This window comes from Pseudomonas rossensis, from assembly GCF_039888995.1.
Lineage (GTDB): Bacteria > Pseudomonadota > Gammaproteobacteria > Pseudomonadales > Pseudomonadaceae > Aquipseudomonas > Aquipseudomonas rossensis.
Genome location: NZ_JBBWCB010000013.1, coordinates 18,342 through 38,697 on the forward strand (window position 1 = coordinate 18,342; position 20,356 = coordinate 38,697).

Consider the following 20,356-nt stretch of genomic DNA (forward strand, 5'->3'; position numbering starts at 1 on the left):
CAGTTGAATGTCCTGGCTGAAGTCGCCTTCAGCCCAGGTCGAAAGGGCCGGGGCGAGGTTGGTCAGCGTCCGGGCCAGTTTCCGTTGCAAGGTGTCGATCAGCAAAGCAATCAGCAGAATCAGGCCAATCATCACGCCTTGCATCAGCCGCACTTCGCCCTGGATCTGTCCGTGCTGGGCGCGAACCACCGGCTCCAGTCCGGCGATGGCCTGCTGCACGGCTGCGATTTTCAGGTGAGTGGCGGCGCTGAGGTCGGTGCGTTTCTGGATCTGGTCACGTGTGCGCGCCAGTTCGGCCGGGTAGCGAGTGAGGAGGCTGTTCAGTTCACGCTTGAGGCCGACGCCAGCATCCTCGGCAACGGCTTTTTCAGTGTTCTCCAGGCCCATCATCGCCGCGAAATCATCCGTGTTCGATTCACTTTTGCTCGTCACGCCCAGCAGCGGCAAGGCGTTCAGCAGCTCAGCCTGGGTGCGGATGTTGCTGACTTCACGCTCGACATCGGCGGCCAATTCGCTGCGGCTGCTGCTGACCAGTTTGTCCCGGGCCAGAGACAACTTGCCCAAGTGCTGGGAGGCCGCGAGCAACGGCGTCAGATACGCCGCGTTAGCGCTGGCGTACTGGCTGAGCTGATCGAGGCTGGCGCCGAGTTCGCGTTCGGCCTGAAGCAGCAGCGCTTGCGGATCGCCCGCGAGTTTGCCGGCGGCCAGCAGGTCGGTTTTGCTGAATTCTTCGAGGTTCGACAGGCTCGGGCGCAAGGTGTCGGCCAAGGCCGGCGGCAACTCGCCGAGTTCCTTTTGCACACCGTCGATGGCCTGGCTGGCGCTGCTCAGGCGCAGGGCATCGCCGCTGGCGAGGTAGTCGTCGATGTTGCGCGCGACTTCATTTTGAAATTGCTGGGACAAGCCCAGGTAACGCTCCATCAAAAGATAGGGGCGCTCCAGGGCCTTTTGCGACCACCACAGTGTGGCGCCAAGGGCCACGCACACGGCGACTAAAAGGAGGGTGTTGAGATTGGTCAGCAGCTTCAGGCGCATCGCGGGTCTACCAGCGGCAGAATGGTAAGCGCCTGAATTTATTGCGTTTGTGTTACAGGGTTATGACCGAATCGGTCGATTCCGATGAAAAAGTGGCACTTTGCTTTGACGTCCGCGCAGCCTGCACGCGGTTGCGTCCGGCGTCTTTTGCGCGGTACAGCGCTTCGTCTGCCTGGCTGGCCATCATCAGGCTGTCGGAGTTTTCACACAGTTCCACCACGCCGGCGCTGAACGTGCACCAGAGGTCCTGCGGCTGAGCCGGGTAGTGAATCTCGGCAAAACGTCGACGGATTTCGTCGAGCACTTTATGGGCCGATTCGAGATCGGTGTCTGGCATCACGATGGCGAACTCTTCACCGCCGTAACGGCCGATGAAATCGGTTTTGCGCAAGCGTTGCTTGAGAAACAGCGCCAGGCTCTTGATTACCCGATCGCCCATGGGGTGGCCGTGGCTATCGTTGACCCGTTTGAAGTGGTCGATGTCAAGCATCGCAAAGCTCAGCGGCTTGCTCTCGCGGCGGGCGCGGAAGCTGCAGTCTTCGAGCAATTGCAGAATGTGCGTGTGGTTGTACAGCCCGGTGAGGCTGTCGCGGACCATCCGCGCTTTCAGATTGCGTGCTCGCGCTGCGCGGTTGCGCACGGTGGTGATCAGGTGCCGGGGCTTGATCGGTTTGGTCAGGAAGTCGTCGCCGCCCTCGCTCATGGCGTCGAGCTGTTTGTCCAGATCGTCTTCGGCCGACAGGTAAATGATCGGCACGCTGACGTAACGGTCGTTGTGGCGGATCACTTTGGCCAGCTCAGTACCGGTACAGGCCGGCATGTACATGTCGAGGATGATCAGGTCTGGCTGGAAATCCGCGAGTTCGGCCATGGCCTGGATCGGCTCGATCAAGGTCCGCGTGACGATCCCGGCGCTATTGAGCAGGCGCTCGGTGTGCAAGGCCTGGGCGCGGGAATCGTCGATGATCAGCACTTTGTAAGGTTCGTACTGGGCGACGCAGGTCAGGACTTCGATTTTCTCCAGCAGGTTCGAGGCTTCGAGGGTGCCAGTCAGGAATTCCTGGCCACCGGCACGCACGGCGGCGAGGCGGGTCGGGGTGTCGGTTTCGTGCAGGCTGAAGAACAACAGCGGCAATTGATGATCGAGGCCTTCCTGGGCTTCGGCAGCCAGTTTCAGGCCGATGCCGGCGCCACTGAAGTCCACGTCCATGACGATCGCCGCAGGCAAGCGCTCGATCATCGAAGAGCGGAACGCCGCAACGCTGTCGAGGGCTTGAGCGCTGAGCCCAAAAAATTCCAGCTGCTTGGCCAGACGCTCGGCGCGGTCGTAATCCTGCAGCATCACGTAGATCGGCTTGCGCAGCGGCGGCAGAAAGGTCTGGTCCAACTGATCGCCATGGCGCAAGCCGGTGCGTGACAGGCGCTGCATCAAACGATTGAGGTCAGTGATCAGTCCGCTGCTCAGGCGTCCGCGATTGGCGTCGACAGCCTCCAGCGACTGACCGATGTAGCGCGCCAGCTGGGTGTGTTCAGGTTGCTCGAAGCGCTCGGCGAAACGCAGCAGGCGCAGGTTGGCCTCGCTCAGTTCCGATAAGTCGGTGGTGGACCACTCGCTGCGTTGCAGGCGTTGCCATATCTCAAGAATTTGACGTGCCTGATGAATTACCCGCTGGGCAAAGTGGTGCTTGAGGCGCTCACGGCTGGGGTCTTCTGGCTCGGTCATATCCTGACTACTAGTTAGGGTGCATGCTGAGATCGACTGGTGGCTCTATGCTAGCACCTCTTTTCCATCGCATTAGTGTTGTGTGTCAATAATCTGCAAAGCAGCATCATTCAGTTTCTGACTGACTGGTCGGATACGCTCGTGTAGCAGCTGGCGTAGCCTGCGTTCGGCTGCGCAGCAGTCGTGAAATCAGGCGGTGCGGTTTTTCAGAAGGCCCTCGCACTCAGGTTTTACGACTGCTGCGCAGCCGAACGCAGGCTACGCTAGCTGCTACAAAGGTGTGTGCTTCATTTATAGTGGCGCCTCGACCAGATTAATGCGCGGAAAACGAGGCACGATGGCGTAGGGTTGTGGTCGAACCGATGAACTCAAGTGATTGAAAGGATATCGCCATGCTGGACTGGAAGAACCGCGCGGGCAGCGCCCCTGAACGTGCCGCTGAACCGAAATCGGCCACCCGTAGTTACTTGGGTGGCTTGTTGTTCAGCCGGGCACTGGCCACTCTGATTGGCCTTTACTTGCTGGTGGCTATTGCGCTGGGCTGGTACTGGAGCCAGGAACCTGCGCTGTTCCCGGTTCAGCAGAATGCGCAGATGGCCGCCGAGAAAGAAGGCAAGCAAATGGTCATCGGCTACACCACGGTCGAAACCCTCAAGACCGTCGCCGGTACTTTGCTGACCAAACCGGGTGGCTATATTTCCAACGACCGCTTCCCGCCGGGCCTGTGGATGGATAACACGCCGAGCTGGGAATATGGCGTACTGGTCCAGGTCCGCGACTTGACGCGTGCCTTGCGTAAAGACTTTGCTCGCTCGCAATCGCAATCTGCCGAAGACTCCGATCTGGCCAAGGCCGAACCGCGTTTCAACTTCGACAACAAAAGCTGGGTGCTGCCATCCAGTGAGTCCGAGTACCAGGAAGGCATGAAATCCCTGAGCCGTTATCAGGCGCGCCTGTCCGATCCGTCGCAGAAAAATGCGCTGTTCTATGCCCGCGCCGACAACCTGAACAACTGGCTGGGCGATGTCGGTACCCGTCTGGGTTCACTGTCGCAACGGCTGTCGGCCAGCGTTGGCCGGGTCAAACTCAACACTGCGCTGAAAACCGAAGTCGTCGCCCCGGGTCAGGTGCCGCAGGTTGACGAAGAAATCGTCGAAACCCCGTGGATGCAGATCGACAATGTGTTCTACGAAGCCCGCGGTCAGGCCTGGGCCTTGTCCCATCTGCTGCGCGCCATCGAAGTCGACTTCGCCGATGTGCTGGCCAAGAAGAACGCCACGGTCAGTGTGCGTCAGATCATTCGTGAGCTGGAAGCCTCGCAGGAACCGGTCTGGAGTCCGATGATCCTTAATGGCAGCGGTTTCGGGGTGCTGGCCAACCACTCGCTGGTCATGGCCAACTACATCTCCCGGGCCAACGCCGCAGTGATCGATTTGCGTCAATTGCTCAATCAGGGCTGAGTCATGGTCGATAGCGCCAGAGAGGTCGCGCACCGCGCGGCCTCGGATGCCGAACAGATCGCCTGGGTTGACGAACAGGACAACCTGCTCGGCGCCCTGGTCCGCTCCGACCTGCGCGAACGCGGGCTGATCGGACGCGGCACTTACATCATGCTGTTCAATTCCGCCGGTGAACTCTGCGTGCATCGACGCACGCTGAGCAAAGCCATTTATCCAGGTTTCTGGGACGTGGCGGCGGGGGGCATGGTGCTAGCGAGCGAAACCTACGCCGAATCGGCTGCCCGCGAGCTGGAAGAAGAGCTGGGCGTGAGCGGCGTGGAACTGACCGCCCATGATCACTTTTTCTTCGAAGACACCGGTAATCGGCTCTGGTGTTCGGCGTTTTCGGCGGTGTGGGACGGTCCATTGATCCTGCAACCCGAAGAAGTCCTTGAAGCGCGCTTTATTCCCGTTGATCAAGTCCTGCTGGAAATCCAGCAAAAGCCTTATTGCCCGGACTCTCTGGCCGCGTTGAAGCGGTATCTTTGTTCTCGGACGAATGACGTCGCAAAAGAGGCATAAATTGGCGCCGATTGGCTCTTAGCAATCGGCGTTTTTGCCGTTACACTGCGCGACCTTGTTGGAGCTGACGAGTGCAACGAGGCTGCGATCTTTTGACTTTGCCGTTGAACCAAGATCAAAAGATCGCAGCCTCGTTGCACTCGTCAGCTCCTACACAGGGTTTTCCGTTTCAGTAGCGCTGCCCCTGCCTGAGTGGGGCTTCGCGGTCGATGGCACTTGCCGAAGTTGCCGCGACCAGTCTTTGTCCTCCCAAGAGGATTGCCGGTGGCCAAAAAAGCCGCATCCTTCGCCGCCCTTGGTGGCCTGGTATTTTCCACCGACGCAGGTCGTCATTGCCCGGATTGCAGTCAACCGGTGGATGCCTGCATCTGCAAACAGACCGTTATCCCGGCCGGCGACGGCATTGCTCGCGTGCGTCGCGAAAGCAAGGGGCGTGGCGGCAAGACGGTGACTACCATCACCGGCGTGCCGTTGGCCGAAGACGCACTCAAGGACCTGGCGACCACGTTGAAGAAACGTTGCGGGACCGGTGGTGCGTTGAAAGACGGAATCATTGAAATCCAGGGCGATCATGTCGAGCTACTCTTGGCCGAGCTGATCAAACACGGTTTCAAAGCGAAGAAGTCCGGCGGCTAGCAGCCTCTGTGAAAACCACCCTCGGCTTGATCCAGTCCTGACAGCAGGTCTGGCGTCGTCTACATGGTTTTCACAGAGCCTGTTCTGACCAGTTTCTAAACTCACTGCGGTCAGCGAGGTCTATCCCCTCGTTGACGAACCGTCATTTTCATTCTTTAGACTGCGCCGGCCTGAACCCAGGCGACGCTCTATGACTTCTTTATAGGGGACTTCAATGTCCGTACGACGCACACGCAAAGACGATGGCAGCCAATGGACAGTTGCGGACAGCCGCAGTGTTTACGGGATTCGTCATTGGGGGGCCGGGTACTTCGCGATCAATGACGCCGGTCGCGTCGAAGTTCGTCCGAACGGTCCGACCAGTTCGCCTATCGACCTGTTCGAGCAAGTCGACCAGCTGCGCAAAAGCGGCCTGTCCTTGCCGTTGCTGGTGCGTTTCCCTGACATTCTGCAAGACCGCGTGCGTCAGCTGACTGGCGCCTTCGACGCCAACATCGAGCGTCTGGAATACCAGAGCAAGTACACCGCGCTGTACCCGATCAAGGTTAACCAGCAAGAAGCGGTGATCGAGAACATCATTGCGACCCAAGACGTGTCCATTGGTCTTGAAGCCGGCTCCAAGCCTGAGCTGCTGGCCGTGCTGGCCCTGGCGCCGAAGGGCGGCACCATCGTCTGCAACGGTTACAAGGACCGCGAGTTCATTCGCCTGGCGCTGATGGGTCAAAAGCTCGGCCACAACGTGTTCATCGTGATCGAGAAAGAATCCGAAGTTGAGCTGGTGATCGAAGAAGCGGCCTCGTTGAAGGTCAAGCCACAGGTAGGTCTGCGCGTGCGTCTGTCGTCCCTGGCGTCGAGCAAGTGGGCCGACACCGGTGGCGAGAAATCCAAGTTCGGTCTGTCGGCGGCGCAACTGCTGTCGGTGGTCGAGCGTTTCCGCGCGGCTGGCCTGGATCAGGGCATTCGCCTGTTGCACTTCCACATGGGCTCGCAGATCGCCAACCTGGCGGACTACCAGCACGGCTTCAAGGAAGCGATTCGTTACTACGGCGAACTGCGCAACCTCGGCCTGCCGGTGGATCACATCGACGTCGGTGGCGGTTTGGGCGTGGACTACGACGGTACGCACTCGCGTAACGCCAGCTCGATCAACTACGACATGGACGATTACGCCGGTGTTGTAGTCGGGATGCTCAAGGAATTCTGCGACGCGCAGAACCTGCCGCACCCGAACATCTTCTCCGAAAGCGGCCGTTCCCTGACTGCTCACCACGCCATGCTGGTGGTGCAAGTGACCGACGTCGAGAAACACAACGACGACGTGCCGCAGATCGACAACAAGGAAGAACTGCCGGAAACCGTGCAGTGGCTGGTTGACCTGCTGGGCCCGACCGACATCGAGATGGTCACCGAAACCTACTGGCGCGCCACGCACTACATGAGCGACATCGCGACCCAGTACGCCGATGGCAAGTTGACCCTGGCCGAGAAAGCCCTGGCCGAGCAATGCTACTTCGCGGTGTGCCGTCGCCTGCACAACTCGTTGAAGGCGCGTCAGCGTTCGCACCGTCAGGTGCTCGACGAACTCAACGACAAGCTGGCCGACAAGTACATCTGCAATTTCTCGGTATTCCAGAGCCTGCCGGACACTTGGGCCATCGGCCAGGTCCTGCCGATCCTGCCGCTGCACCGTCTCGACGAAGAGCCGCTGCGCCGTGCGGTGCTGCAAGATCTGACTTGCGACTCCGACGGCAAGATCAAGCAATACGTCGACGAGCAGAGCATCGAAACCAGCCTGCCGGTTCACGGTTTGAACGACGGTGAAGACTACCTGCTGGGTATCTTCCTGGTCGGCGCCTACCAGGAAATTCTCGGCGACATGCACAACCTGTTCGGTGACACCGACTCGGTGAACATCTACCAGAACGCTGACGGCAGCGTGTACCACGCGGGTATCGAAACCCACGACACTATCGAAGACATGCTGCGTTACGTGCACTTGTCGCCGGAAGAGTTGATGACCCACTACCGCGACAAATGCGCCAGTGCCCGCATCACCGCCGCCGAGCGTACCCAGTTCCTCGACGCACTGCGTCTGGGGCTGACCCGTTCCTCTTACCTGTCTTCTTGAGGTAAGGCACCGCTCTCATCAGGTTGTCTGAAAATGTTCCGCACGTAGCGGAAATTTCAGATGACTTGGTGAGATGCCTCTCTGATTTCAAGCGAAATGACTTACATTCTTGGCCATCCAAGCGATGTGGTCTTCTTTTCGCGTAGGTCATTTCCTAAGTTGTACTTCGGCACTCTACTCGGCTAACTCTCTCGGAGAGAATCCCCGACCGCCCCTCCTGTAGAGAATCGCCGATGTTCGATCCAGTCAACGAGCCGTCATTTCGTCTGGATGTAGAGGGTCTGCCCGACCCCTTTGAGGTCTTGGCCTTTACCGGTAGAGAAGCCATCAGCGAGCCTTTTGTGTTCGACGTGGATCTGCTGATCGATGACCCGACACTCGACCTTGCAAGCCTGCTGTACCGTCCGGCCTTTTTGCATGTCGGGCCTGCGGGAAACGGCTTCCACGGACAATTGCATGAACTCGTCCAGCGTGACCATGACTTGGCTGTCAGGCTCTGTCGCGTACGTCTGGGTCCGAAGCTGGCGTGCCTTTCCCTGCGCTTGAGCCAGCGAATTTTCAGCGCGCGCTCGGTGCCGCAAATCCTCAGTCAGGTGCTCAAGGAACACGGTATTGCCGGCAAGAATCGGCGTTTGGAGCTGAGTGGCGATTACCCGCCTCGTGATTTCTGTACGCAGTACCGGGAATCAGACCTGCAATTTATCCAGCGTCTGTGTGCTCAGGAACGGCTTCACTACCATTTCGAACACTGCGCTCTCGGACATTGCGTGGTCTTTGGTGAGGGGCAGGGGCACTTTCGTTTCGGTGAGCGCGCGGTCTTCCAGGTCGAGAGCGAGCAGCCGGCCGTGCGTCAGTTCAAGGTTCAGGGTTGCGCTGATGCAGCCCGAGAGGGGCAACGAACCGCGCAGACTGCAGAAGGTCGCACGGACCTGACGACGCTGCGCAGCGGTCAACTGATGCGGCTGTCCGGCCATCCGATCGCCGACTGGAACCATCTCTGGCTGCTGACCCATATCGAGCATCAGGGCAGCCAGGATTTAACGGCGTCCTACAGCAACCAGATCCGCGCGATTCACGGGGAGGTGCCATTTGTGTCACCTCATTCTGCAGTGAAACCCAGAATGCACAGCCTGCAACGGGCCTGGGTGGTCGACATCGATGAGTCGCGCCCCGATCCGTCCAGGCCGGTGGCCGTGCAATTTGACTGGCTCTATCAGGGCGAGGGTGCGGCGCCCAGCCACTGTTGGCTGCCGTTGGCCGCTGAACTGGGCGACGCGGCAGTCACGCAGTTGAGTGAGGGGGCCGAGGTGGTGGTGAGCTTTATCGAGGGGGATCCGGATCAGCCGCTGATTACCGGGTTTCTTCACGTCCCTTCTTCCATTGAAGAGGCTGAGGAGATCGGCCCGCCGCGCACATCCGCGACAGATGATGTTGGGGGCTTGCTGGGGCTTCTGCAATCGAGCGAACCATTGATGCTGCTATGTCTGCTGCCCGGTGGTGGCAGTTTCAGCCATTGCACGCAGGCCCTCTGCACCTGCCGGGCGGCGATGCGGTTTGGCCAGAGCGGTGCGGCATGATCGCCGAGACCCCGCAATGGCTATTGCTGGATGTACCGGGTGCGCCACAGGCGGGGGTGATGCTGCAACAGCAGTTTGCGCATGCCCGGTGGTTCTGGTTGTTCGAAGGCACTGAGTGGCATGCGTTACGTGAACACGGCCCGGCCCTGATCGACCTTCGGACTTGCCCTGCGCTGACCGGGTTGTGCGACAGCGAAGTGCCCCTGTGGCGTGGCTTGCTGTTGGCCAGCGAGGTGTCATCGTCGCAGTTGCTGGAGCATTTACGCCGCATGCTCACGGTCACGTTCGGTCTGCATCACCGAGCCTTGTTGAGTTACTACAACCCGCAAACGGCCAGTTACTTGTTCGATGCCTGCGATGCGCAGGAGCTGAGTCGCTGGCTGGGTCCTGTCAGCCATTTGCGCTGGTTCGGCGGGACGTGGGCCGACCGCGCGATCGGCAGTCAGGGCTGGCAGCAGCTGGTCAATCCGGGGCTTGCCGTCAGCCCTTTGGCGGTTGAAGAAAACCTCAGTCCTCGTCAGCAGGAAAAACTGCAAACCTGCCTGCTGGAGCAACATGCCTGGCACTGGAGCCGATCCACCAGGACTGACTACAACACGCTGTGGTCCCACGTGCAGGAAGGGCTGGCGCTGGATTTTACCGAGCGCCCGGTACTCGATGACTGGTTATGGCTACGCTTGCAGTACCCCGGCGCTTTGCCTGGGCACGCATTGCCGGGACTCACCCAGCAGGAGCGTCTCGATAGCCTGCGCAACCTGTGGCAGAACGATCAACCCTGAATACGAGGTTCGACATCGATGGCGAGCACCACGCGGCGCTTGTTCAGCCTGATAATCGGCGGTGCTTTGCTGGCCGTGATGACGGCGTGCTCGCCGCTGAAGTTGCTCAATGCGCTGACCCCCGACACAACCTGCGACAAGACCGAGGGCATTGCCTATGGCCCTGATCCGCGGCAAAAACTCGATGTGTATGTGCCGCGCCCGCCCATGAAAAACGCCCCAGTGGTGGTGTTTTTCTACGGCGGCAGCTGGAACAGCGGTTCACGCAGCGATTACGCTTTTGTCGGCGAGGCCTTGGCGTCCCGGGGAATTGTGGCGGTGCTGGCGGACTATCGGTTGTATCCGCAGGTGCGTTATCCGCTGTTCCTTGAAGATGGCGCCCGGGCCGTGGCCTGGACCCATGAACACATTGGTCAATATTCCGGGAACCCGCAGCGGTTGTACCTGATGGGCCACAGTTCAGGGGCTTACAACGTCGCGATGCTGGCGCTGGACCCCGGGTTACTGGGGGCGGTGGGCCTGTCGCCGCACAACCTAAGCGGCTGGATCGGCCTGGCCGGGCCTTATGATTTTCTGCCGATCAAGAATCCGCAGGTGCGCCCGGTGTTTTTCTGGCCGGATTCACCACCCCGGTCGCAGCCGATCAACCATGTCAGTCGTGGCGCGCCGCCGGCCTTGTTGATCGCGGCGAGCGACGATGAGCTGGTCAACCCGGCCCGCAACACCGGTGGTCTGGCGCGCAAACTGCGCGAGGCGGGCGTGCCGGTGCAGGACCTGTATTTCTCGCGCACCAGCCACGCCACGCTGGTGGCGACGCTGTCCCGGCCGATGCGCGGTTTGGCTCCGGTGCTGGATGTGGTCACGGCCTTCGTCAAAACCACACCGACTCAGTGAGCTTTGCCTGCGAACCAGCCGTCGTTTTTATGCAGGTACCAGGCAAACGCGCCCAGAGTCAGGCTGCGCAGCAACATGAACAATAGAAAGGTTATCCACAGTCCATGGTTGCCCAAACCTTGCAGCGCCCAAGCGAGCGGCAGCAACAAAATCACCGTCAGCAGCATGCCGTTGCGCATTTCCCGGGCACGGGTGGCGCCGATAAACAACCCGTCGAGCAGGTAACTCCCGACCGCAATCAGCGGGAGCGCGGCGAGGTAGGGCAGGTAAATGAACGCCGTGTCGCGCACGCTCTGAATGTCGGTCTGCATCTCGATAAACAGATGCCCGGCGAACAGGAACAGCACGGCAAAGCCCAGACTCGCCAGCAACGACCAGCCGCAAGCCACCACCAATGAGCGGCGCAGGGCCTCTCGATCGCGAGCACCAATGGCATGTCCACACAGGGCCTCCACCGCGTGCGCCAGGCCGTCCAGCGCATGGGCGGTCAGCAGCAAACCGTTGAGCAGCAGCGCGTTGGCGGCGACGGTGGCATCACCCAGTCGCGCGCCTTGTACGGTGATCAGAAAAAACACCGATTGCAGCGCCAGGCTGCGGATGAAAATGTCGCGGTTGACTGCCAATAGTGGGCGCCAGCTCTGCCACAACGCCAGCGCGGTCCAGGCGATGTGACCGGGATAGGCACGCAGGGCGTTGCGGGTCATCAGCAGACCGATCAGCGCGCCGGTCCATTCGGCGATCACCGACGCTCGGGCCGCACCGACCACACCCCATTCCAGCCCGAGGACGAACCACAGGTTCAGCGCGATGTTCACCAGGTTGGTGCTCAGCAGAATGGCCAGCGGCGCCCGGGCGTTCTGAGTGCCGAGGAACCAGCCGACCAGCGCATAACTGGCCAGTGCTGCCGGCAGACCGAACAGGCGCGTGTGGAAAAACTCGCGGGTCAGCTGATCCAGCTCCGCCGACGGCTGCATGAAATGCAGTGCGACCCCGCTCAACGGCACACCCAGTGCTCCCAGGACAATGGCCAGGCCCATGGCCAGCAACAGACCCTGCAGCAAGATCTGCCGCAATGCCGCGCCGTCCCCACGCCCGGCGGCCTGTGCGGCGAACCCGGTGGTGCCCATGCGCAGAAAACCCATGGCCCAGGCGAGAAAGGTATACAGGCTGGCCCCGACCGCGACGGCGCCCAACTGATGGGCGTGGGGCAAGTGGCCGATGACGGTACTGTCGACCAGCGCCACCAGCGGTACGGAAATGTTCGAGAGAATCATCGGCGCGGCGAGCGCCCAGACTCGGCGATGGGTAGGGCGGTCGCGCCAGTCGGCGATCAGGTTGGACATGCAGGCTCCTTGGGGGAGCGGCATTGTAGCGACACATTTGAAATGACCGCGATCCAATGTGGGAGCGAGTCTGCTCGCGAAGGCGGCGTGTCAGGCGACATCACTATCGATGGGGCGACCGCTTTCGCGAGCAGGCTCACTCCCACAGAGGGCAGTGGTGTTAGTGGATTATCCAGCTCAACAACCACAACCCCAGCATCAACCAGATTATCCCCATGATGATCGACGCATTCATGAACGCCCGAATCGCCGACCACAACAGCATCAACCCCAAAATCAGCGCAATGATGCTGATGATCGACGCGTCCATGCCCAGCGTACGGGACAGCCCTTCGACAAAGTTGCTGCCGGCGTGGCTCAACAGATTGAACAAGCCACTGAGGCCGTCAACGATGAAGCGGATAACCGAACCGAGTGCCTGGCCGAGCCATTCGAAAAAACTTTCTACCTGCATGTCTTGAGCGTCCTTGATGAAAGTGGTGGCGTGGTTGCCGGACTTGAGCCTTGGGCTATCGAGCAGGGTGCCGAGTTCCCGTAGGAGCTGCCGCAGGCTGCGATCTTTTGATTATGGTGTAAAGATCCGCGTCACACCGAGACGCTTGCCTTCCCCCGTCATCCCCCCGAAGCTATACGCCTTCAGGAGAGCCCGATGAACCTTGTTGAACTGACCGAACGCCTGCACGCCATCCGTGACCGCAATGACTGGCGGCAATTTCACAGCCCGAAAAACCTGGCCATGGCCGCGAGCGTGGAAATGTCCGAGCTGGTGGAGATTTTCCAGTGGCTGACCGAAGACCAGTCGCGCCAGTTGCCGGCGGACGCACTCGCCCATGCCGGGCAGGAAATCGGTGACATCGTGCTCTATCTACTGCTGCTGTGCAGCGAGTTGGGGTTGGACATGAATGAAGTGGTGCGCAGCAAACTCGCGGACAGCGAACGGAGGTTCAGCTGATGAGCGACCGTCATTTCGATCAACTGGCGACCCGCTTCGCCGAAAAAATCTACGGCGGTGCCAAAGGCGCGATCCGTCTGGCGGTGCTTCAGGCCGACCTGGCCGAAACCCTGCCGGACCGACCGTTGCGCGTACTGGATATCGGTGCTGGTCTGGGCCACATGTCGTTGTGGCTGGCCGAGCGTGGTCATGAGGTCACGCTGGCCGAGCCCGCCGAGCCGATGCTCGAGGGCGCCCGTCAGCGCTTTGGCGACGCCGGGCAAACAGCGACGTTCATTCAGGCGCCGTGGCAGGATCTGCTCGGCCAACTCACCGAGCCCTACGACCTGGTGCTGTGCCACGCCGTGCTGGAATGGCTGGCCGAACCCCACGCGATCCTGCCGGTGCTGCATCAGTTGACCAAGCAGGATGGCTGGTTGTCCCTGGCCTTCTACAACCGCGATGCGTTGATCTATCGCAACCTGCTCAAAGGCCACTTCCGCAAGATGCGCAAGAACGACATGGCCGGCGAGAAACAGAGCCTGACTCCGCAGCAGCCGCTTGATCCGCGCGAACTGGCGGCGCAACTTGAAGGCCTGTGGCAGGTCGAAACACAGAGCGGGGTGCGGGTTTTTCACGATTACATGCCGGTGGAATTCCAGGCCCGCGCCGAACTGGTGGATTTGCTGGAAATGGAACTGGCTCACCGTCGTCACCCAAGCTTTGCCGGGCTTGGGCGCTACTTGCACTGGATCTGTCGGCCGGTCTGATCGGAGCGCGAAATGAACAGTCGTTCGGGGTTATTGGTGATCTGTCTCGGGTTGGCGGCCTGTCAGGGCAGCAACCCTTATGTGGCGTCATCCAACCCCTTGCCACCCGCGCCGCCTCAGGCGGCCAACACCTTTGACCGCAGCGCCTACCCGGCCCCGCCGCGCGACTACGGGCGTTACCGCAGCTGGGCCTGGCTCAACGGGCAGTTGCCGCAGGGCAGCGCCTGGGCGGATTCGGCGCAGGTCGCCGAAGCCGTCAGCAATGCGCTCGATCAACGTGGCTTGCGCCCGCTGCACGACAATCGCCCGGCCGACCTGTTTGTCAGCGCCGAGCTGCACCTGGAAACCCGCCTGCGTCAGGTTCGGGACGACTATGGTTATTACGGCGGCGGTTATGGCGGTTACAACCGCTACGGCAGCGGTTACGGCATGTACAACACCGTGCCGATCGTTCGGACTTATCAGGAACAGGTCGTGGTGGTGCGGGTTGATTTGTTTGACGCTCAGAGCGGTCAACCGGTGTGGAGTGCCAGCGCCGAAACCAGCAATCGCGGCAGTCAGAGCGAGCGTGCCGATGCGATACGGGAGGCTGTAGAAAAGGCGATGTCGGCGTATCCTCCTAGTTAGCTTCTGTCGTTAAGAAGCTTTGCGCAGGTTCATGTCTTCAACCGGAGAAATATCATGTTCCGCCGTCTCGCTTTACTGGCTGTGGCCGTGCTGCTCAGTGCCTGCGCCAACCAGGTCAATCATGACTTCGATGCCAGCCGCGACTTCGCCGCCTATCGCAGCTGGAGCTGGAAAGAACCCGCCCTGCAATATCGGCCCGATGATCCACGGATCAAGAGCGACCTGACTGAACAACGAATCCGCCAATCAGTGACCGATCAGCTGGATCAGCGTGGCCTGCGTCCGGCTGCGGGTGGCCAAAAGGGCGATTTGAGCGTGCAGACCTATCTGATCGTCGAACAGCGCCAGCAACAAGTAACCACCAACTACGGCGGCGGCGGCGCTTGGGGTAATCCATGGAACGGCTACTGGGGCGGGCCGATGTACAACGAAACCCGTAACGTCAGCTACAAAGTGGCGATCATCCAGATCGACCTGCTTGATGGCAAGGACGGCAAACTGGTGTGGCGCGGCAGTGACGAGCAGATACTCAGCCGCACAACGAACCCGTCGGATCGCAGCACGGCGATACGCGAAACGGTCGGGCGAATTCTCGCCAACTACCCACCCATATAAACAGCTGGACGATCTTTTGCTTGTGATCTGCGAGCAGCCCGGGAAAGCGCCAACTACACTGCTGTTCACCCATGGAGGTAGCCTTCGGCTGTGCACCGGCAAAGGAGTGCGCAATGTCTCCCCGTTTGCAGTTTCGCAGCCCGTCCCGGCAACGGGGGGCGATCGGTTTGATGGCGGCGCTGACATTGGGCATGGCCCTGGTGTTCTTGCTGGTCGTGGTCGACAGCGGTCGTTTGTACTTGGAAAAACGTGACCTGCAGCGCGTAGCGGACATGGCCGCACTTGAAGCGTCCACCCGAAGTGGTGATTGCGCCGCGGGCAACACCGCCACCGTATATGCCACCGCCAGCGCAAACCGCAACGACTTCACCCTTCCTGACCCCAATCGCAATCTGCTGGTCGCTTGCGGCGCCTTGACCCTGGATGCCAATAACCTTCGGGTATTTGGCGCCGACCCAAGCAAGAGCGAAGCCATTCGGGTGATCGCCAGCCATTCGGTCCAGCAGAGTTTCGCCGGCGGTGTCGGCGCCCTGTTCGGTGGCGCCCCACGTGGAGCGACCATTAACCTGACGGCCACCGCTGTGGCCGCATTACCGCCACCGCAGGCTTCGCTGACCCTGCGCAGCACGACGTTGAGCGTCGACACCAGCAAATCGGCCACGCTCAATGCGCTGTTCGGTGGTTTGCTCGGGGGCAACCTGAACATCAACGCGGCGGGCTGGAATGGACTGGTGAACACCAACATCAGCCTGCTCGGTTACCTTGACCGATTGAAGGTCGACCTTAACCTCAGCGCTGCCGGGTATGACCAGGTATTGGGCAATACGATTGCCGTCAGCCAGCTGATCCAGACCGCCTTCAATGTGCTGGACCCGGGCGGCACACTCGGTGCGACCGCAACCATTGCGAGCCTTCAAGCGCTGAAGGTCGCGGCAGGCGCAACCACCGTCGTACTCGGCAACGTGCTGCACGTCGAGGCTGGCAGCACCGTGACGGCGCTGGCGACCAACCTGAAAGTGTTCGACCTGATCGAGGCGGTCGTGCAACTGGCCAACAAGAAAAACGGCCTGGTGGCGACCCTGCCGATCAATCTGGCGGGTCTGGCGCAAATCACCGCCCGGGTGCAGGTGCTGGAGCCTCCGCAGCTGTCAGCCATTGGCAATCCGAAAAACGCCGCGCTGGCTCCACTGGGGCCCAACCGCATCTATGTGCGAACTGCCCAGATCAGGACATTGCTGTCGATCGACTTGCCGGTGCTCGATTCCATCGTGGCGCTGGTCAATGCGGCGGCTGATCTGGCAGGCCCGCTGACCAACACACTCAACGCCTTGCTCAATCTCAACCTGGTGGGAGTGCTCAATTCACTGACCTGTGCCTTGCTCGTGCCCTGCCAGACTCCCGACATCATCGTGCTGCCGCCACCGATACGTATCGACGTGGCGCTGGACGTTGCCAGCGCCAACAGCTATGTCACTGCCTACAGTTGCGTCAGTACCACCAACAAAACCCTGACCACCAACACCAGCACTTCGCTGGTAAATCTGAAGATCGGCAAGATCGATCCAGCCACCGCTTTCGGCAGCAACACCACGCCACCGGCGGTAGTGGTGCAGCCGTTGAAGGTGATCGATATCGGGGTGAAAACCTGTCTGAGGATTCTGTTCCTGCCCATCTCCTGCGACCCGCAGATTCCGGGCGTCGGCGGCGGCATCAGTATCATGGCCGACACGACCGTGGCGCAGAGCGCCAACATGCCGCACGTCTATTCCGCACCGCCGGCCACCAGCCTGCCGGAGATCAACCAGCCACCGTTCTACTATTCCTATTCCACCAGCAATATCGTCAGCAGCCTTACCGACACGGCGACCAATATCAAGGTCGACATGTACGGCCCGACGGGCAGTCTGGTCGGTGGTCTGGGGGCGATCCTCAGCACTGTCACGACATTGCTGGTCAACGCGATCAACAGCGTGCTCAGCCCGTTACTCGACACCTTGATCAATACGCTGCTGCTCAGCCTGGGGATCGATCTGAACAAGGTCGATGTCGGCGCCAACCTCAGTTGTCACTCAGGACGAGCGACGCTGGCAATCTGATCGTCGGCGGCAATCGGCAGTTCGATACAAAACCGTGCGCCCTCGACCGAGTTTCTAACGCTCAGTTTTCCGCCCATGTTCTCGACGATGCCGTAACTCACCGACAACCCGAGCCCGGTGCCGATACCCACGGGTTTGGTGGTGAAGAACGGCTCGAAAATCCGCTCCAGTAGCCTGGGATCAATACCGCCGCCGTTGTCCTCGACCCACAGCCGCACCGAATCCACATCACGTTCGGCGTACACCGCGATCCACGGTTTGAACTCGCGGTCGGCCTCGCGTTTGCCGAGCAACGCATCCCGAGCGTTGACCATCAGATTGATCAACACCTGTTCGAGCTGATCGACGTAACCGCGCACTTGCACTTCAAACCCCGTCTCGTTGACCCGCAGATCGACCCCTTTGCCGCGCATCCCTTCGGCCAGCAGCGAAAGTGTGCCTTCGATGGCTTGTGCCGGATTAAACGGATGTTGCTCGATCTCCGAGCGGCGGCCAAACACCCGCATGTGATCCACCACCCGCGCGGCGCGCTGGACCTGTGCATCGATGCGGTTGAGCTTGTCGGTCAGGTAGTCGATCTGCGCATCGCCGTTGCTCAGACGCTTGAGCACGTTGACGATGGCCATGCGCATCACATTCAACGGCTGATTGATTTCATGGGCCAGCCCTGTGGCCATTTCACCGAGGGTGGCCATTTTTGCACTTTGGGTGAGCTGCTGCTGGGCGCGGCGGACCTCGGTGTTGTCGCGACCCACGGCCTGAATCTCCAGCAAATGGCCGTGTTCATCGAACACCCCGCGATCCGACCACACCCACCAGGCATGTTCCCGTCCCGGCAGTTGCAGGTTGATTTCCGCGGTGCTGACCGGGAATTCCGGGCTGAGTCGGCTGAGCCGCTGGAGAAACGCTTCGCGCTGTTCCTGCGACATCCAGCTGCCCAGATTCACCCCGGGCAGTTGTTCGGGCTGGCATTCCAGGTAAGTCGCCAGCGGGCGGTTGCCGAAGGTCAGGGTCAGGTCCGGGCGGTAGCGGCAGATCATCGCCGGAGAGTCTTCCACCAGGATCCGGTAACGTTCTTCACTCTGCTTCACCTGTTCGGCGGCCAGGGTTGCTTCGGTGACGTCCAGCCACAGACCGACGGCTTCCACCGGCAAACCAAGGTCGTCGCGCAGTAGCTTGGCTTCATCGAGTAGCCAGTGGTAATCGCCGCGACTGTCACGCAGCCGATAACGGGAGCGCACCGAACCTTCACGCAGCAAATGTCGGGTGCGTTCGAAGTACCGATCGCGGTCCTCCGGGTGCACCCTTTCAACCAAGGCCTCGGTCGCGCAATCAGCCAGCGTCCAGCCGAGTAACGGCAGTAGGCTGTCACTGAAAAACGTCGGTTGCAGCGCACCTTCGACATAGCGCTGCACGTAGATCACCGCCGGTGAGCTGGCGATCAGATTGTCCAATCGAGCATGGGCCGCCGCGGCGTTTTGCTCCTGGTTTTTGATGTCGCTGATGTCGAGCATGAAGCCCACCAACCGCCGGCTTTTACCGATGCCCAGAACCTGGCCCTGCAGGCGATACCAGTTCGGCGTTTGTGCCAAACGCACGCACAGCAGCAGTGGAACGCCGTCGTCTTGCAAGGCTTGCAGACGACTGCTCAGCTCTTCCCGGTCGGCGGGGTGCACCCGATCAAGCCAGTCGTGCAGCGGTAAACGATCGATCGTAAGGTTCAGGTTACTGGCTAACGACGGCGCCAATTGCACCTCGCGACTGTCGCTGAACACCTCCCACCATCCGGTGCCGAGCAAGGCTTGCAGCGACTCCAGCCGTTCCAGTTGCAGATGGTGCCGGTGCTCGCGCAAGCGCTCAAGCAACGGGCCTGCCAGCGCGGCGGTCAGTTGTAACCAGTCGCGATCATTCAGGTCGGGTGCCTGTTGCTGCACCGGATAAAGGCCACACAGCAACCAGGCGACCACACCCTGAGCATCGTGATAGGGCACTGCGAACCCTTCGGCATTACCGAAGATGCCTTGCAATCGGGGATGTTCAGCGGGCGTCAGGCATTGCGGCGCAGAGCCGTTGAGGCTGTCGAGCCCCGTGCCCAGGCGCTGAGCGTTTTGCCACAGGTGGGGCGCATCGAAGGCCGTGTAATGCTGGTGAATCTGCCAGCCTTCTTCCTGTTCATCGATTAACGCCACCGCAATGCATGGCATGTGGAAACGCTGGGCCAGGCCTTGCAGCTGTTCCACCAACACCTCGGGCAGGCGCGTCAGGTTGCACCGGCGCAACTGTTCGCCGATCTGCGCTGCGAGTATTTGGCATTGCTCGCGGCTGCGTGATTGTCGACGTTCGAGCAACAAGTCGCCGATGTCCAGCAACTGCAACAGCCAGGCATCGGCCAACGGCTGGACCCAGCCACGCAGGTGCAGGGGTTGTCCGTTGAGGCTGTAAAAGTCCAGGTCCAGACTCTGTCCCTGCCAGTCGACGGGTGAGCCTTCAACGGCGAGGCAGCTGTGAGGCATGAGGAAATCGAGCAGGTGCGGTGCTTGCGCACGGGGCGTCTGCTGGGCCAGCACATGCCGCAGCGGGCCGGTCAGGTGAATCACTCGACCTTCGGCATCCAGATGCATCTGCAAACCGACACTTTGCACGCTCAGGGTGTCTGGCGTGTCCACTGGCTGAGGCGGATGGCGGTTGAGCAGGCGCCCGAAGAGTTTGTCTGCGGAACTCAAAATTGCAGGCTCGAACTGGCGGTGAGGTTTGCTGGCAGATTCGGCACTTGGCCAATTCCCGGCAAGGTCAGAAACGGGATGACCTGCTGCAGTTTGCTGGTGGGGTAGTTGATGCTGACCTTCAACACCCCGCCCACGTAGGTGGCGCTGGCGTCGGTGGCGACATTGAAATTCAGTGCGGCAGGAATCCAGGCCAGCTGTCGGCTCAGTTCTGTCGTGGCAACGGTTTTTACCGCGGTGTCGTATCCGGGGGTGCTCGGATCCAGCGCCACGCTTCGGCGCACCGCTTCGGCGGTCGACTGGGTGAACGATTGCATCAGCAACAGCGGCAAGCTGTAAGTGACAATTCCATAAAACACGGCGAAAAAGATGAGAAACACCAACGCGAATTCAATCGCTACAGCGCCTTTTTGCTTACGGGGGAGGCCTATTTTCATGACTGCGTCTACCCTGATATT

Annotated in this window: 17 protein-coding genes; 12 read left to right on the forward strand and 5 right to left on the reverse strand. The window is 60.5% G+C overall.

All coding sequences use genetic code 11. The features are described 5' to 3' along the window. Window positions 1–1,087: 1,087 nt before the first annotated feature. Complete coding sequence (gene gcbA / locus WLY71_RS06000) at window positions 1,088–2,758, reverse strand: diguanylate cyclase GcbA (RefSeq protein ID WP_347802865.1); 1,671 nt, start codon at window positions 2,756–2,758, stop codon at window positions 1,088–1,090. A gap of 392 nt (window positions 2,759–3,150) precedes the next feature. Here gcbA and WLY71_RS06005 point away from each other — a divergent pair, with 392 nt between their 5' ends. The 7 genes from WLY71_RS06005 to WLY71_RS06035 all read left to right on the forward strand — a co-directional run bounded on the left by WLY71_RS06005 (window position 3,151) and on the right by WLY71_RS06035 (window position 10,793). Beyond that, window positions 3,151–4,218 (forward strand): DUF2333 family protein, encoded by a 1,068-nt coding sequence (locus WLY71_RS06005; protein ID WP_347802866.1) that lies wholly within the window; start codon window positions 3,151–3,153, stop codon window positions 4,216–4,218. A gap of 3 nt (window positions 4,219–4,221) precedes the next feature. After that, window positions 4,222–4,779: an NUDIX hydrolase gene (locus WLY71_RS06010; RefSeq protein WP_347802867.1), complete on the forward strand. Its 558-nt coding sequence runs from the start codon at window positions 4,222–4,224 to the stop codon at window positions 4,777–4,779. 264 nt (window positions 4,780–5,043) lie between these two features. Further along, complete coding sequence (locus WLY71_RS06015) at window positions 5,044–5,415, forward strand: translation initiation factor Sui1 (RefSeq protein ID WP_007907444.1); 372 nt, start codon at window positions 5,044–5,046, stop codon at window positions 5,413–5,415. A gap of 214 nt (window positions 5,416–5,629) precedes the next feature. Then, the gene (speA, locus tag WLY71_RS06020; RefSeq protein WP_283182796.1) at window positions 5,630–7,543 is read left to right on the forward strand and encodes an arginine decarboxylase; all 1,914 of its coding nucleotides are present in this window, start codon (window positions 5,630–5,632) and stop codon (window positions 7,541–7,543) included. Window positions 7,544–7,776: 233 nt separating this feature from the next. Beyond that, window positions 7,777–9,120, forward strand: a complete 1,344-nt coding sequence (locus tag WLY71_RS06025; RefSeq protein ID WP_347802868.1) for a contractile injection system protein, VgrG/Pvc8 family — start codon at window positions 7,777–7,779, stop codon at window positions 9,118–9,120. Next, entirely contained in the window at window positions 9,117–9,899 is a 783-nt protein-coding gene (locus WLY71_RS06030) for a DUF4123 domain-containing protein (RefSeq protein WP_347802869.1), read from the forward strand. Before WLY71_RS06025 ends, WLY71_RS06030 begins: the two co-directional genes overlap by 4 nt. 18 nt (window positions 9,900–9,917) lie before the next feature. Then, window positions 9,918–10,793: an alpha/beta hydrolase gene (locus WLY71_RS06035; protein WP_347802870.1), complete on the forward strand. Its 876-nt coding sequence runs from the start codon at window positions 9,918–9,920 to the stop codon at window positions 10,791–10,793. Here the strand turns inward: WLY71_RS06035 and WLY71_RS06040 are convergent. Beyond that, window positions 10,787–12,136: an MATE family efflux transporter gene (locus WLY71_RS06040; protein ID WP_347802871.1), complete on the reverse strand. Its 1,350-nt coding sequence runs from the start codon at window positions 12,134–12,136 to the stop codon at window positions 10,787–10,789. The genes WLY71_RS06035 and WLY71_RS06040 overlap by 7 nt on opposite strands. 160 nt (window positions 12,137–12,296) lie before the next feature. Beyond that, window positions 12,297–12,590, reverse strand: coding sequence for a hypothetical protein (locus WLY71_RS06045; protein WP_347802872.1), 294 nt, complete (start codon window positions 12,588–12,590; stop codon window positions 12,297–12,299). A gap of 195 nt (window positions 12,591–12,785) precedes the next feature. Here WLY71_RS06045 and WLY71_RS06050 point away from each other — a divergent pair, with 195 nt between their 5' ends. The 5 genes from WLY71_RS06050 to WLY71_RS06070 all read left to right on the forward strand — a co-directional run bounded on the left by WLY71_RS06050 (window position 12,786) and on the right by WLY71_RS06070 (window position 17,175). Further along, the gene (locus tag WLY71_RS06050) at window positions 12,786–13,088 is read left to right on the forward strand and encodes a MazG-like family protein (RefSeq protein WP_347802873.1); all 303 of its coding nucleotides are present in this window, start codon (window positions 12,786–12,788) and stop codon (window positions 13,086–13,088) included. Beyond that, complete coding sequence (locus tag WLY71_RS06055) at window positions 13,088–13,837, forward strand: methyltransferase domain-containing protein (RefSeq protein ID WP_347802874.1); 750 nt, start codon at window positions 13,088–13,090, stop codon at window positions 13,835–13,837. Before WLY71_RS06050 ends, WLY71_RS06055 begins: the two co-directional genes overlap by 1 nt. Window positions 13,838–13,849: 12 nt before the next feature. Continuing rightward, the gene (locus WLY71_RS06060; protein ID WP_347802875.1) at window positions 13,850–14,464 is read left to right on the forward strand and encodes a DUF4136 domain-containing protein; all 615 of its coding nucleotides are present in this window, start codon (window positions 13,850–13,852) and stop codon (window positions 14,462–14,464) included. Between the two features lie 54 nt (window positions 14,465–14,518). After that, window positions 14,519–15,079: a DUF4136 domain-containing protein gene (locus tag WLY71_RS06065; protein WP_347802876.1), complete on the forward strand. Its 561-nt coding sequence runs from the start codon at window positions 14,519–14,521 to the stop codon at window positions 15,077–15,079. 113 nt (window positions 15,080–15,192) lie between these two features. Further along, window positions 15,193–17,175 carry a pilus assembly protein TadG-related protein gene (locus tag WLY71_RS06070; RefSeq protein WP_347802877.1) on the forward strand — a complete coding sequence of 661 codons (1,983 nt, stop codon included), beginning with the start codon at window positions 15,193–15,195 and terminating at the stop codon, window positions 17,173–17,175. On the opposite strand, the gene WLY71_RS06075 is transcribed toward WLY71_RS06070, so the two are convergent. Together WLY71_RS06075 and WLY71_RS06080 are read right to left on the reverse strand one after the other, a co-directional pair. Next, window positions 17,145–19,898, reverse strand: a complete 2,754-nt coding sequence (locus WLY71_RS06075) for an ATP-binding protein (RefSeq protein WP_347802878.1) — start codon at window positions 19,896–19,898, stop codon at window positions 17,145–17,147. The two genes, WLY71_RS06070 and WLY71_RS06075, sit on opposite strands and share 31 nt — an antisense overlap. Next, window positions 19,895–20,335 carry a TadE/TadG family type IV pilus assembly protein gene (locus tag WLY71_RS06080; protein WP_347802879.1) on the reverse strand — a complete coding sequence of 147 codons (441 nt, stop codon included), beginning with the start codon at window positions 20,333–20,335 and terminating at the stop codon, window positions 19,895–19,897. The genes WLY71_RS06075 and WLY71_RS06080 overlap by 4 nt, the downstream gene beginning before the upstream one ends. Between the last annotated feature and the right edge of the window lie 21 nt (window positions 20,336–20,356).

Bases quoted from the DNA above. Each gene is read 5' to 3' on its own strand.
- gcbA (WP_347802865.1), bottom strand. From the start codon at position 2,758: ATGACCGAGCCAGAAGACCCCAGCCGTGAGCGCCTCAAGCACCACTTT.
- WLY71_RS06005 (WP_347802866.1), top strand. From the start codon at position 3,151: ATGCTGGACTGGAAGAACCGCGCGGGCAGCGCCCCTGAACGTGCCGCT.
- WLY71_RS06010 (WP_347802867.1), top strand. From the start codon at position 4,222: ATGGTCGATAGCGCCAGAGAGGTCGCGCACCGCGCGGCCTCGGATGCC.
- speA (WP_283182796.1), top strand. From the start codon at position 5,630: ATGTCCGTACGACGCACACGCAAAGACGATGGCAGCCAATGGACAGTT.
- WLY71_RS06025 (WP_347802868.1), top strand. From the start codon at position 7,777: ATGTTCGATCCAGTCAACGAGCCGTCATTTCGTCTGGATGTAGAGGGT.
- WLY71_RS06030 (WP_347802869.1), top strand. From the start codon at position 9,117: ATGATCGCCGAGACCCCGCAATGGCTATTGCTGGATGTACCGGGTGCG.
- WLY71_RS06035 (WP_347802870.1), top strand. From the start codon at position 9,918: ATGGCGAGCACCACGCGGCGCTTGTTCAGCCTGATAATCGGCGGTGCT.
- WLY71_RS06040 (WP_347802871.1), bottom strand. From the start codon at position 12,136: ATGTCCAACCTGATCGCCGACTGGCGCGACCGCCCTACCCATCGCCGA.
- WLY71_RS06045 (WP_347802872.1), bottom strand. From the start codon at position 12,590: ATGCAGGTAGAAAGTTTTTTCGAATGGCTCGGCCAGGCACTCGGTTCG.
- WLY71_RS06050 (WP_347802873.1), top strand. From the start codon at position 12,786: ATGAACCTTGTTGAACTGACCGAACGCCTGCACGCCATCCGTGACCGC.
- WLY71_RS06055 (WP_347802874.1), top strand. From the start codon at position 13,088: ATGAGCGACCGTCATTTCGATCAACTGGCGACCCGCTTCGCCGAAAAA.
- WLY71_RS06060 (WP_347802875.1), top strand. From the start codon at position 13,850: ATGAACAGTCGTTCGGGGTTATTGGTGATCTGTCTCGGGTTGGCGGCC.
- WLY71_RS06065 (WP_347802876.1), top strand. From the start codon at position 14,519: ATGTTCCGCCGTCTCGCTTTACTGGCTGTGGCCGTGCTGCTCAGTGCC.
- WLY71_RS06070 (WP_347802877.1), top strand. From the start codon at position 15,193: ATGTCTCCCCGTTTGCAGTTTCGCAGCCCGTCCCGGCAACGGGGGGCG.
- WLY71_RS06080 (WP_347802879.1), bottom strand. From the start codon at position 20,335: ATGAAAATAGGCCTCCCCCGTAAGCAAAAAGGCGCTGTAGCGATTGAA.